Below are 12,227 nucleotides of genomic sequence, written 5' to 3'. Positions count from 1 at the left end.
TAGCTGACTTGCTAGCTAGCCAGCTAGCCGCTGGTCAGGCCGATGGTTCCTTGTCGAGCCAGTCCCGGATGGCGTCCGCGAGGGCGTCTTGCATCTCGATGCCTTCGAGGACGCAGCGGGCCTTGAACTGGCGCTGTAGGTCTCTGTCCATGTAGCTGCCGAAGGGGGGCCGCTTCTTCTTCGGGATCGGGGCGGGTTTGGCGGCCTGGGCGACCTGGTCCCCGACGGCGACTTCGTCTTCTTCTGCGGGGAGGGCGGGCGCGGGGAGGGGCACGGTCGGGCGGGTGCCGCCGTTGTCGGCGGTGCGGCCCTGTCGGCGGCGGCTCACGCGGCGGGCACCGCCTTCAGGAACGAGGCGGCGAGCAGCTCGAACGAGGCGCGGGGCTCGGCGGTGCGGGGGTCGGTCAGGGGGAGGGCGTCGGTGCCGGCCTCGGCCAGGACGGTGCGGTGTTTGATGATCGGGTCCCACACGAGGTCACCGAAGATGCGGCGGGCGGAGTCGCGCTGTTCGGCCTGGACGGCGGTGTTCGTGAGGGCGTTGATGACGACTCCGCGGATCGTGAGCGTGGGGTTCGCGAGGTCCTTACGGGCGCGGCCGGTGACGAAGTCGCGGACGCGTTCGGCGGCCTCGATGGCGTAGATGTCGGCCTCGGTCACGATCACGACGTCGTCGGCCGCCGCGAGGGCGAGCTGGGTGAGGTGGAACACCGAGGGCGGGCAGTCCATCAGCGTGTAGTCGACATGGTCGTCCGCTCCGTCCAGAGCGGTCACCAGGCGCCGCCAGGCGCCGGACACCCCTGCCTCGGCCATCCGGTTCTCCAGGGTGAGGGTGGCCGGAGCGAGGTTGATTCGGCCGGCGTACGGGGCGTCCCAGCCGATCGGCTGGATGACGCCGCGCGCCGCCCCGTCGGTGTCGGCGCGGATCGCCTGGCTGATGGTCGGCTGCTTCAGCTCCCGGTCGTAGAACCAGCCGAGCATCGACGAGGCGTTGCCCTGCGGGTCCATGTCCACCACCAGGACCCGCTTGCCCTCCTTCGCCAGGCCCTCGGCCAGACGCACCGTGGTGGTGGTCTTGCCGACACCCCCCTTGTTGTTGACGATCGCGATCCGTCGGGCCATCACTGCCTCCATGAACTAGCTGGCTAGCTGACTTGCTGGCTTTATCAGCTAGCCAGCATGCCAGCTAACCCACAGGTCACGACGCATGTGGCCGATGCCGGACCGGTCATCGGTCATCGGCCACCGACGGGTGGCCGATGACCGATGACCGGTCCGGGCCAGCCCTTTCGGGGCGTGACCGCTCCGTGTACCCACTACAGCGCTCCGAGCGGCACGAGCGCCGAGGGCGGAGAACCGGCGCCGCCAGGTGGTCCGTTCACCCCTTGATTCCGGGCTGAGAGGTTGTCCGGGCGTTGACGCCGCCCCCGGCCGGGCCCGTCGCGGAGTACACGGTGCCGCCCATCAGTTCGCGGCCGGCCCCGGGGCAGGTGACGTTGTAGAGCTTGCCGGGGTCGCCCGGTTTCCAGCCGGACGGGACGCCGGTCGCGTAGGTCCAGATCGCGTCTGTGGGCGCGGGCTGAGGGTCGAGCAAACCGGCCAGCAACCGCCCGCGCCGCCCGGCCCCGAAGACACGACCTCTTCCTCCGGCTATCGCGGAGAAAAGAGGTGTCGGCGGACAGAGTTGGCTTGCCCAGGGGGCCTGACCTGCGGAAACCCTCAAGATCGCGAAAGAGGGGTTCACACCTCCGGCAGTACCCGCGGGGCAACGCCGGGCTCACCTGTCCAGACAACGGTTCAGGCAACGGTCGGTGCAACCCCGGGGAGGCGCGGCGCGGTCCGCGAGGACGGACGCACCGTCACGGTCCGTGGTTACTTACTTCCTTACCTCCCGCCGAGAGGGAACGTCAGCTGGCATTTCCTAGGCGGATGCAGCCCGGCCCCGGGTTTCGGCGCGGGAGTAGGGAAGTAAGTAATTACGGAGCGTGGCGCGGGTCTGCCCGGCCGGGCGGGGTGGAGAACGGCCCGGGGGCTGTGGCGCGGCGGGGCCGGCACGGGGGTGAGTGGTGCGCGGTGTCATCGGGTGATGAGGATCGCGGCGGCGACGGCGACCGCGACCGCGATGCCGGCGCACAGGAGGCTCGCGCCGCTGATGGCGACTGTCAGCGGGGTGGCGAGGGACGGGTAGCGGTAGGCGACGTAGGCGAGGCCGCCCATCGTCAGGATGGCGACGACGGCCAGGACCAGGACGAGGACCACGGCGACGAGGACGAGCAGGGCGAGCGAGGACACGAGGGATCTCCGTTTCGTAGGGGGCGCTCGGGTTGAGCGCGGGGCCAACAGTCCGCCGGCCGGGCCGCTCGGTCGAGTTCTCGCGAAAATCCGTTCCGGCCCCTCGTACGGGGTGCGGTGACGTGGTGTCGGGACGGATTCGCGAACGCTTGACAGAGGCGGGGGAGGCGGTGGGACAGCACCGTGAGGGATCCGGGAGCAAGCCGCGCAAGTCCGGGGCCCGGACAGCACGTTGTCCGATCGGGCGGGCCCATTCAACGTTCTGACCTGCGATTTCAGCGCCGGGCAGCTATTGAATGAGCGCTGCGCGTCTGCTACCTGGCCGGTCGGCCGGGCGCGAGACAGCACGATGCGGGGCCCGGGGGTTAGGCGCGCAAGCCCGGCCCTTGGTCCCTCCCGCCGGACGGCCACCGGCCGGACATGGGCAGACTGGGCCGGTGAGCGCCGTACACCGCCGGGCGCTCGGGCCCGGCACCGACCGCCCCCGGCCCGAGCCACCCGCCCGTGACCCGCGGACCCTGACCGCCGCCGAACGCGCGGCGGCCGGCGAGTGGACCGCCGAGCCCGCCCCCGTCTCCCCGTCGGCTGCTCCTGGCGGTGGCGGTCGCCGCCGCCCGCTCGGTACCGGCCCCGCCGACCCCGGCACCGCACCCAAAACCCCCTGAAATCCCGGCCCCGCCAGGGGGGCGGGGAAATCGGCCTGCCGACCTGCCATCCCAGGTCCGGCCTGCCGCCGGCCTGCCGGACCACCTGCCGTGGCCTGCCGGACGCAGCAGGCCACGGCAGGCCGATGGCAGGTGCCCGGCAGGCCGGCGGCAGGTGAGCGGACCGCCACCCGGCACCGCTGGGACTCTGCCCCGGCAACGCACCCGGCCGCGGCGGACGCCCGCCGCGTCCCGCACGCGAGACAGGCGCGACGGGCGGGGCCCTCTACGCGTGCACGCGTGTGCACGTGCACCTGTGCACGCCAAACGCGCGCGAGGCGCCGCCATGCCCGGAACGGACCGCCGACCGGCCCGGCCCCGGTCAGCCGGCGAACCCGGCCGGGCGGTCCCCGCACGGGACGCGGAGGCGCTTGGACGCCCGCCGCACGTAGGCGCGCCCGGACGCGCACGGGCGCAGCCGTCTGCGGGCAGGCGAGCGGGGGGCCCGCGGGCGCGTATGGGTTGTATGGGTTGCCGGGGGCGGGCCCGATGAGCGGCTGTCTGGGACCCGCCCGGCCGGAACCGGGGTGCTCTCCCGAACCCAGACAACCCATACACCCAGCTCAGCAACCCATACACGCCTGCCAACCCAGACAGAACCTGTCTGGGGTCCGCCCGGGCCCGTCTGGGATGGCGGGCCCCAGCCGTACGGGGCCCGGACGGGGCGGGGCGGAACCCCCGGGACGCATCAGGGCACCGCCCCCGCCCGACACCCCGAAAACCGGCTCCAGGAGCCGGAACAGGGGCAGGCGGCGGATTTGATGCGTCTGATCCGTCCTCCCAGGTCACGATCCGTTTCCTGATCCGTCCACGATCCGTTCCTGATCCGTGCCGATCCGTCGCGGCTGACGGATCAGCACGCATCGGATACGCATCGCGGACGGATCAGCACGGATCAACAGGGTGGCGTTGAATCGGTCGCCGCGGACCCGTGACAGCGGCTGTGACAGGAGCTGTGACAACGGCTGTGACGGGCGGATCCGGGCCGCCCCGTACAGGCGCGCGCACCTACGCGCACGCGAGACCCGGGGCCCGCCAGTGGTCCGCCAAGCACCCGCCAGATGTCCGCCGAACACCTGCCAGGGTCCGCCGGACCGGCGGGTGTTCGACGGGCCCCGGCGGGTACTTGGCGGACCACCGGCGGGCGCTTGGCGGACACGGGACCGACCCCACCGCCATCACGCAGAGTCACAGCCCACGGTTACCGGTTACCGGTTACAGGCCCCACAGCAGCCGGATCCGGGCCGCCCACGGGCCGATTCGGGCACTCACCGAGGGCTGTAACCGGTAACCCGTAACCGTGCACCGTCACGCCGAGTGACCAAGAGTGCGGCGGTTCCCGGGCCGGAACCGGGCCTCACAGCCTCACAGAGGCGCCCCCGGACCGGCCCAGCATCGGGCGACGAGCCGTCACCACGGCCCGCACAGCTGACAACTGACAGCCCGAAAACCGCTGTACGCCCCCCTGAGCCGCGAACGCCAGTCATCCCGGGGAAGGAGACCCGGGGCGACTGACAGGCGCTCAGAGAGGCGCACAGCGCTGCTACCAGGGCCAGTCGGGGGCCTGGTAGCCGACCGGATCGTGACGGTCGGCTTCGGGGTGGTGCCGGGCGCAGCAGCGTTGCTCGTGGTCGGCCAGGGCGATGAAGTCCAGCAGGTCGCATGACTCGTCGTGCGGGTCGAGCGGGCCGCCGCGGGGCGGGTGATCGGGCACGGGTGCACCTTTCGCGAGACCGGCTGTGCGCCGCTGTGAGCGCGATTCTCGGGCCGGGACACCCGAGGGGGCGTCAGCGACACGAGCCGCGCTCACAGCCGGACACACCGGCCTGGCGGACACGGGACCGACCTCACACCTCGCGGGGCTAACACCCAGGTCAGCGCCGGGTGGCACGGGTGGCACGGGTCTTTGGAAACTTTTCCTCGCATATAGATAGGGAAAGTTTCCAGAGTGCCGTGCCACCCGTGCCACCCCTCGGCTTCTCTCGCGCCTCAGACAGCACTCGACCCCCGGACGGACGCTGCCGCCGGGGGGTCGGGAGTGGTTGGTCAGTCGGTCAGGTCAGAGGTGCTCGCGAACCGCACCCCGAGCCATGCGTGGTACCGCTCGGGCGGCGCGGGCCGGGCAGTGGACCATCCGTCGGGCCCGCCCCCCGGAGGTCGGGAAAGTCCTTTCTTACGTCGGATTACCGCTTTGGTGACTTTGTGGGTTTTGGTTTCTTCGTGGGAGCTGAAGCGGTCGGCGGCGGTCTTCTGGCTCCATGTCTGCTGGCCGATCTCGCCGAGGAACTGGTTGAGGTCGTCCATGAGCTCTTTGGACATGACGTGGGAGTCGTAGTCGGGCACCAGGCGCTCGTTCCAGTAGCGCATGATCACGTCGGACTCCATGCGCCACTGCCGGGTGGCGTCCTGAACGGCCGGCGGGTGGTCGGGCATGGTGCGGTCCGCCTTGTACCAGCGTTTGGCCCCGGCAATGAGCCAGGCGAGGACGGCCTCGCGCTGGGGCTGTCCGGCGAGGCGGGTCTTGAGGGTGCTGTCGCCCTTGCGCTCGTGGTCGTTCGAGGGTTCCCGGACGTAGGTGTACGGGAAGGGGACCATGGCCAGGCGGCGCCAGGTGCCGTGGTCGGTCTCGGAGACGGCGGGCCGGTAGTTCGTGGTGATGAGCAGGGAGTGGCTGGTGAGCCACTGCACCTCGCGTTTGTAGAGGTGACGGGACTTCATCACGGCGGTGCCGACCGCCTTCTTGAGCTGGACCACGTTGAGCCGGCGGCCCTCGGGCAGCTCCTCCGCGACCGTGAGGCGGGCGCCCTTGAGCGCCATGCGCTCTTCCTTCGCGTCGCGGTCGCCGGTGAGGACGCTGTCGTCGAGGAACGTCATGCCGCCGATGTCGGTGCTGCCGCCGAGGGTCAGGGACAGGGCGTCGACGAGGCTTGACTTGCCGTTCTGGCCGTCGCCGTGCAGGAGCAGCATGACGTCGTCGTCGGGGACGTGGCCGGTGATGCCTTGTCCGAGGCGGAGCTGGAGCCAGTCGGCTACCTCGGGGGTGACGGCGGACAGGACCGCGTCCCAGTCGTCGTGCGTGGCCTTGGGGACGTAGCGGGTGGGGATGAGGCGGGTCAGGTACCGGTCGGGGTTGTGGGGCAGCAGGGTGCTGTTGCGCAGGTCGACGACGCCGTTGTCCACGGTGATCAGGTCCGGGTCGCTGTCGAAGTCGGCGCCGTCGACCAGGAGGAGGCCGCGGGAGAGGTCGGTCAGCCCGGCGATGCGGCTCTTGCCCAGGAGGCGGACCAGGTCGTCGGGGCCGACACCGGCGGTGGGCTTGGCGAGCTGTCCGACGACCCACTCGGCGAGGTAGAGGCGGACCTCTTCGCGCACGGTCGTCTCGCTGGTGACGGACCACACCTTCCCGGTCCACCGCATCCAGTCCAGGTGCGGGGACCAGCAGTACAGGCCCTCCAGGCAGCCGGTGACGACGTCCTCGACGATGAAGGCGTCGGAGGCCGCGACGGAGCCCTGAACGGTGCTCCGGGGCCGTCCCTTGGCCTTCCTGGGCTTCTTGGGGGCGGTCTCGGCGCGCTGCGGCGGGATCTCCTCGGAAGAGTCCGGCTCGTCCTCTGGAGAGGCTGCGGGGGCCTGTACGGGCGGGTCCTGGTCCTCGGGCTGGGGCTGGCTGTCGAGCAGGGCGAGGAGGCGCAGCCCGCGCTCGGTGTCGGACAGCGCGGTGGTGTCGCTCACGCGGTGGCTCCCTTGCGGATGGTGCCCGCCCGGAGTCCGGAGCGGATCGAGGCGCGGGTCTCGGTGTCGGACAGCCCGCAGGCGGTTCCGGCCGCTGTCAGGCAGGCGGTCGCCTCGGCCTCGGAGAGCTGCCCGGCCGGGATGAACCGGCCCAGGGCCCGCGCGGCGTTGTAGAGGGTCTGGTTGCGGGTGCCGCTGGGAGCGGTGGCCACCTGGTCGACCTCGGCGCGCACCACGGCCTGGACGTAGGCGTCGCCCTTCGGCGGCCGGAGGGTGGACAGGAGCTGGCGGGCGTTTCGGCGGCGTTGGCGTGCCGGGTCGGGTTTGCGGTGGTGTCCGGTGCGCCGCAGGTCTTCCTCGAGCCAGGACGGCAGAGGGGCGACCGTGCGGCAGTCGCCGAGGGCCCGGTAGGTCCCGGCGGCGGTGACGGTGCCCGGGGCGATGCCGTAGGAGCGGCCCGCCCGCAGATCGAGCTGCCAGCCGAGGCGTCCGGCGGCCGGGTGCCACAGTTCGGGATCCTCGACCCGGAACCATGCCTGGAGGCCACCCCCGGCGGTCAGGACGGTCAGGGTGGGCGGGTCCACCCAGGGCAGCGGCGCGCACCGCACCTCGCACAGGGCGGCGATCGTGTCCCACCCGCTCCTGAAGCTCTCCGGGGCGGCTCCGTCGGGGAGCTTGACACCGGGAAGGTAGTCGTGGTTCTCCGGGCGGTCCGCGTCCGTGTGGTCGTCCACGTCGAGGATCACCAGGCCGGACGCGCCGCAGGCGATGCCGACGCCGAAGCGCGGTTCGGCCGACCACCACCGGTCGATGCGGGCCGGGTCCGTCGTGGCCGCCCGCACGCCGTGGCAGCGGCCCCCGGCCGCGATGCACCGGCAGTCCGCCGTCTCGTGCTCGATGTACTGCGGGTTCGGCCGCCCGGAAGTGGGCCGGGCACAGCGGCGGCAGTTGGCCGGCGGCAGCTTGCTCCCCGGGGCCAGCGGGTGCACCGCCCACCCCTGATCAGCACACCACCGCGCCACACGGTGCGACGTCGAAAGGGCCACCTCTGTCGTGGCCAGGGCCGCAGCCTGCCGGTGTAGTGCTGTGCTGGTTGCGCGTCGTACGCTCAAGGGAGCGCACCTCCTCGTAGCTGGTGAGAGTGCTGTTCGCCCGGGTTCGCACCCCGGGGGACCTGCGGGCCCCGCCGTCTGGCGGGGCCTGTTGCGTGTGTGCTCATGCGGTGCGCTGGAGATTGGGCTCCGAGCGCTCTTTCAATTCCTCGCCCGGGTGGAGGATGACGGTCGCCGGGCGCTGCGCCATCCAGCCTGAAAGCCGGTGTGGAGGCGCTTCTGTGCGCACGTGTCGAAAGCCTTCCTTTACGTAGTACTGCTGAAGTTTCTTGTTGGTTCGCCAGACGTCGAGACGGACCCAAGAAACATTTCTCTTTTGGGCAACAGAACTCACCCAATCGAGAATTCGCCCTCCGACATTTTTTCCAGACGCAATGCGCGCTGTAATTAGCTTCGCCACGTAAACGGCGTCTTCCGGGGAATCTTTGGCGCTCCAGAAATCCCGATCGGGCTCGGCCAGGGTCACCGTTCCCACTATTCTGTCTGAGCTATTCACAGCGACCCACGTGCGTCCTTCTGCAATGTCTTTCTGCCACTTCGCGAGGGCTCGCGATCGTGTGACGGGGTTGCGCCACTGGTCGATGCCGGCCGCAGCGAGCCAGGCTTCGGCCTCCACCCGCATCTCCATGAGAGCGGGTTCATCGCTGGCGGTGGCTTGACGCATGGTCAGCACTCAGACCTCCATCTCGTAGACGAGCGTGTTCAGGTGGCCTGCAGCGACGGTGGTCATGACCCGGATCGGTCGGTTGTCCGTGCCGTACCCGATGCGTACATGCCGGATGACGGGAGTGCCGACTCCCTCGGCGAGCTCCAGGCGCGCGGCTTCCTCGGGGGAGGTGGGCGGCCAGACCCGGATTTCGTCTCTCAGGAACTTCTGTGGGTGGCCGACGCTTGCCAGGATGCCGCCCGGCATCGTGACGTCTCGCTCCAACATCAGCGGCGTCTCCAGCGCCACGTTCGTGGGAAACCATGAGTCGGCCAACTGGAACGGCTCCCCGTCGACGCGTCGCACGCGGCGACGGGCAACGACGAAGGTTCCCGGCTCGACCTGGAGCCACCCGGCGATGTCCGCAGGGGCAGGTTCGACGGTCACGCGCGGGGTGTCCTGCGAAGCGACGCGCCCTTGCTCCTCGACGCCGACTTTCCAATCGTCCCGGCCCTCTGAGGGGTCGTCGCGACGGGGACCGCGTTCGAAGCGGTGCATGTGCCACTCCAGGGGCTTGATGGAGCGGACGAACACGCCCTTGCCCTGCTTCCCCTCGACTTGCCCACTTGCCTTGAGCAGGGAAATGACGCGGTAGACGGTCTTCTCTGCGACGCCGTACTCAGAGGCGAGGGTCCGGGTGCTGGGCAGCGGGTCTCCAGGACGCAGTTCGCCGGAAGCGATGCGTCGTTGAAGGTCTTCCGCGATCTCCCGCATCGGCGGTGACTTCTTGTTGGTTGGCATGCCGGGCAGCGTAGCGCAACTTCGGGTCCGAAGACGTGACCAGGGTGCAAAACATCCGGTCCGAAGTCATCATTCGAGGCGCTGACCGGCCATCAACAGCGAAAACCTGTCCGCGACTTCGTGTCTGAAGATGTTGACTGCCTTCATGGAGTGCCGCTAACGTCAGCGGCGCGCCGACTTCGTGTCTGAAGTCGGTGCGCCCGGCCGGTGTTGGAAGCACCGGCCGGGCGTGGCCAGGGGTGTTGGAAGCACCTCGGGCCTTTCTGGGTGGTGGTCGGGGTGTTGGAAGCACCTCGACCGCTGTCGGACCGAGCTGTGTGAGAGGGGACCGACGTGTCGATTGTCGCTGAGCGGCCGGTGTCTGCGCAGGTGGCGGACCGGCCGGAGCGGGTGCGGCGCGGGGGCCGGCGGGGGCTGGAGGCAGGGCAGGCGGAGCGGGTGGGGCGGCTGGCGTCGCTGCATCACCGCAGGCTGGTGCACTACCTGTACGTGCGGGTGGATGACTGGCAGCTTGCCGAGGACCTGGTCCAGGAGATGTGGCTGGACCTGGCGATGCGCCCGTACGAGATGGACGACTTCGCTGACCGTTCGGACGCGGACCTGTACCCGCTGCTGGCGTGGCGGGCGAAGCGGATGATCCACCAGCACCTGCGGCTGCGCCGCAACGAGCTGGAGATGGTGCTCGGGGCGGCGTCGGCCGGGGACGCGCGCAGCGTGGAGCAGCGCCTGGACGCGCTGGCCGGGCCGGGGCCCGAGGACGCCACGCACTGCGCGGTTGAGGAGTTGCTCGGGCTGGCCGACACCGGGGAGATCTCCGGGTGCTGGGCACGGGCGCTGGGTGTGCTGTCTCCGCGTCAGCGGCAGGTGATCGAGCTGCTGTGTGAGGGGATGACGCAGCGGGCGGTGGCGGCCCGGATGGGCGACAGCCAGGGCAACGTGGCCACGCACCTGCGGGCGGCGCTGAAGGTGCTGCGCGACCCGGCCGAGATCGCGCGGCGGCTGGCGAAGCGCGAGGCGGAGGCGCTGCCGGGCGAGTGGGCGCGGGTGGTCGGACGGCTGCCCGCCGCGCAGGCCGAGGTGGTGCGGCTGCGCGCCCGCGGCTTGTCGAACGCGGAGGTGGCGCGGGAGCTGGGCCGCACGGCCGCCTCGACGTACGAGGCGTACAAGCGGGCGGTGCGCTCGCTGCGCCTGATGGTCCAGGAGCGCCGGATGGACCCGGTTCAGACCGTGCCCGCCCAGAAGAAGGGCGCGGGCCGTTGTGCACGAGTCTGCGCGGCGGGTTGCTACCTGCGCACCGCGCGGGCCGGGGCGTCGGCGTGAGCGCCGGCACTCCGAACCGGGCGCGGCGGCGCAGGATCCGGGTGGCCCTGGCGGAGCGGGACGGCGCGCAGTGCTTCTACTGCGGAACGCCGTTCGGCCCGGCCCCGGCCCTTCAGGGCGCGACCATCGACCACCTCGTGCCCCGCTCGCTCGCCCACACCTGGGCGCTCGCCGCCCTGGTGCTCGCCTGCGCGCCGTGCAACGAGGTCAAGGCGGACACGGCCCCGGCGCTCCTGCTGCGTCCGGCGCCGGGCCGGTTCGGGCCCGGACTGGTGCCCGGGGAGGGGGCCACCGCGTGCCGCGCGTACCGCGTGCCGCGCACGCGTGTACGCGAGGCGGGGCCGGGCGGTCAAGGGGTGGCGGCTGGTTGACGGCTGCCTGTCCGCCCCGGGACGACGACGTTTCCGGGGCGGGCGGGGAGCCGGACAACCGTCCGGCCATCGGTGCCGGGCCGCGCACCACGACCAAGCAGCTGCGGCCCGGCTGATCTCCCTGAGGGAGGGCCCCATCGTGTCATCCACCACCACCGCCCGCGTCATTCGCCTGATCAGCGTGCTGCGCCACCTCTGGCAGTGCCCGGCCTGCGGCGCCTACACATCCCGCCCGCTGAACCCGGGCGAGACCTGCGGCGAGTGCTAGCCCAAATCCCCACGAACCACTGCAAGAAGGAAGAGGAGTCCATGAAGAGGTCAGAAGAGGCGCGCGGGCCGGTGGACCGGTTGTTGGTGGCGCTGGTGTCCGGTGCGGTGGTGGTGGGCGCGGTCGCGATGGCGGCGAGCGCGGCCACGCTGGCCGAGCTGGGGCACGCGGTCGGCTGGGTCCAGGCGTGGGGCCGGGTCCGGATGTCCTGGTCGCTGCCGATCGCGGTCGACGCGCTCGCCCTGGTCGCGGGCGCGGTATGGCTGGCGTCCCGGATGAGCGAGCAGGCGCGGAGCCTGGCCCGCTGGATCACGCTCGCCGCCGTGCTCGGCAGCGTCGGGCTCAACGCGATCGGTCACCTGGTGCAGTCCGGGGACATCGTGGTCGGCGCGAAGCTGCGCATCGGTGTGTCCACGGTCCCGCCGCTCGTCGCGGCCGTCGTCGTGCACCTGGTGGGCGTCGTGCTGACCACCCGCCGCGAAGCCGCCGAGCCGGCCGAACCGGCGGAGACCACGCCCGCGCCTCGCCGCGCAGCTCAGGGCCAGGCTGACGGCACGACGGCACCGGGAACCCCGGCCCCGCGCCCACGCCCGGCCGCGCCCACCGCGCCGGTCACCGTTCCCTCGCCCGCCCCGGCGCTCCCCGCCGCCCCGGAGCGCGTCTCCGCGGCTGTCGCTCCGGTCGCACAGCCGCGCCCGCAGGCCCCTGCCCCGGCCGATCCGGTACGTGTACCCGCCGCCGATCCGGCCCCGGTCCCTGCTTCGGTCCCTGCCGCGCCCGTTCCGGTCCCTGCCCCGGCCCGTGAGTCCGCCCCGGCGACCGTGCAGGCCCCTGAACGGTCCTCTGAGGCCGTATCAGCCCCGGCCGAGACTGCTGGGCCGGTTCCGGCCCGTGAGGGCGCCTCAGGGGCTGTGGCGGCGTCAGCACCGGCCCGGGCGCAGGTGTCCGCCCGGATCCCCGCCGCTGGGCCGCGGACCGTCGAGC

The 12,227-nt window shown here is 71.6% G+C and carries 14 protein-coding genes; 5 read left to right on the top strand and 9 right to left on the bottom strand.

Annotation, left to right across the window (positions count from 1 at the left end):
* Positions 1-34 precede the first annotated feature (34 nt).
* From ACFYY6_RS37765 to ACFYY6_RS37750, 4 genes are all read right to left on the bottom strand, one after another.
* The gene (locus tag ACFYY6_RS37765) at positions 35-328 is read right to left on the bottom strand and encodes a hypothetical protein (protein WP_388968379.1); all 294 of its coding nucleotides are present in this window, start codon (positions 326-328) and stop codon (positions 35-37) included.
* On the bottom strand, positions 325-1,119 hold the full coding sequence (locus ACFYY6_RS37760) for a ParA family protein (protein WP_388968376.1): 795 nt from the start codon (positions 1,117-1,119) through the stop codon (positions 325-327). Before ACFYY6_RS37760 ends, ACFYY6_RS37765 begins: the two co-directional genes overlap by 4 nt.
* A gap of 256 nt (positions 1,120-1,375) precedes the next feature.
* Positions 1,376-1,591, bottom strand: a complete 216-nt coding sequence (locus ACFYY6_RS37755) for a hypothetical protein (RefSeq protein WP_388968624.1) — start codon at positions 1,589-1,591, stop codon at positions 1,376-1,378.
* A 482-nt stretch (positions 1,592-2,073) separates the two neighbouring features.
* Positions 2,074-2,289: a hypothetical protein gene (locus ACFYY6_RS37750; RefSeq protein WP_388968627.1), complete on the bottom strand. Its 216-nt coding sequence runs from the start codon at positions 2,287-2,289 to the stop codon at positions 2,074-2,076.
* 437 nt (positions 2,290-2,726) lie between these two features.
* On the opposite strand from ACFYY6_RS37750, the gene ACFYY6_RS37745 reads away from it, so the two are divergent.
* Positions 2,727-2,954: a hypothetical protein gene (locus ACFYY6_RS37745; protein WP_389197703.1), complete on the top strand. Its 228-nt coding sequence runs from the start codon at positions 2,727-2,729 to the stop codon at positions 2,952-2,954.
* A 1,582-nt stretch (positions 2,955-4,536) separates the two neighbouring features.
* Here the strand turns inward: ACFYY6_RS37745 and ACFYY6_RS37740 are convergent.
* The 5 genes from ACFYY6_RS37740 to ACFYY6_RS37720 form a co-directional block, all read right to left on the bottom strand.
* On the bottom strand, positions 4,537-4,707 hold the full coding sequence (locus ACFYY6_RS37740; protein ID WP_389197701.1) for a hypothetical protein: 171 nt from the start codon (positions 4,705-4,707) through the stop codon (positions 4,537-4,539).
* Between the two features lie 332 nt (positions 4,708-5,039).
* Positions 5,040-6,725: a phage/plasmid primase, P4 family gene (locus ACFYY6_RS37735; protein WP_389197699.1), complete on the bottom strand. Its 1,686-nt coding sequence runs from the start codon at positions 6,723-6,725 to the stop codon at positions 5,040-5,042.
* Positions 6,722-7,747, bottom strand: a complete 1,026-nt coding sequence (locus tag ACFYY6_RS37730; RefSeq protein WP_389197705.1) for a bifunctional DNA primase/polymerase — start codon at positions 7,745-7,747, stop codon at positions 6,722-6,724. Before ACFYY6_RS37730 ends, ACFYY6_RS37735 begins: the two co-directional genes overlap by 4 nt.
* A 193-nt stretch (positions 7,748-7,940) precedes the next feature.
* The gene (locus tag ACFYY6_RS37725; RefSeq protein ID WP_388968514.1) at positions 7,941-8,501 is read right to left on the bottom strand and encodes a GNAT family N-acetyltransferase; all 561 of its coding nucleotides are present in this window, start codon (positions 8,499-8,501) and stop codon (positions 7,941-7,943) included.
* Positions 8,502-8,510: 9 nt separating this feature from the next.
* Complete coding sequence (locus ACFYY6_RS37720) at positions 8,511-9,284, bottom strand: GntR family transcriptional regulator (RefSeq protein ID WP_389197697.1); 774 nt, start codon at positions 9,282-9,284, stop codon at positions 8,511-8,513.
* A 333-nt stretch (positions 9,285-9,617) separates the two neighbouring features.
* Between ACFYY6_RS37720 and ACFYY6_RS37715 the strand changes: the two genes are divergently transcribed.
* From ACFYY6_RS37715 to ACFYY6_RS37700, 4 genes are all read left to right on the top strand, one after another.
* Positions 9,618-10,604 (top strand): sigma-70 family RNA polymerase sigma factor, encoded by a 987-nt coding sequence (locus ACFYY6_RS37715; RefSeq protein WP_388968412.1) that lies wholly within the window; start codon positions 9,618-9,620, stop codon positions 10,602-10,604.
* Positions 10,601-10,975, top strand: a complete 375-nt coding sequence (locus ACFYY6_RS37710; RefSeq protein WP_389197695.1) for an HNH endonuclease — start codon at positions 10,601-10,603, stop codon at positions 10,973-10,975. Before ACFYY6_RS37715 ends, ACFYY6_RS37710 begins: the two co-directional genes overlap by 4 nt.
* Before the next feature lie 139 nt (positions 10,976-11,114).
* Positions 11,115-11,243, top strand: a complete 129-nt coding sequence (locus ACFYY6_RS37705) for a hypothetical protein (RefSeq protein WP_389197693.1) — start codon at positions 11,115-11,117, stop codon at positions 11,241-11,243.
* Between the two features lie 41 nt (positions 11,244-11,284).
* On the top strand, positions 11,285-12,227 hold a 943-nt coding region (locus tag ACFYY6_RS37700), incomplete at its 3' end, for a DUF2637 domain-containing protein (RefSeq protein ID WP_389197691.1).

It is taken from the genome of Streptomyces sp. NPDC001750 (assembly GCF_042892615.1).
Taxonomy (GTDB): domain Bacteria; phylum Actinomycetota; class Actinomycetes; order Streptomycetales; family Streptomycetaceae; genus Streptomyces.
Note: the sequence above shows the minus strand (reverse complement) of the source record. Positions and strands in the feature narration are given on the sequence as shown.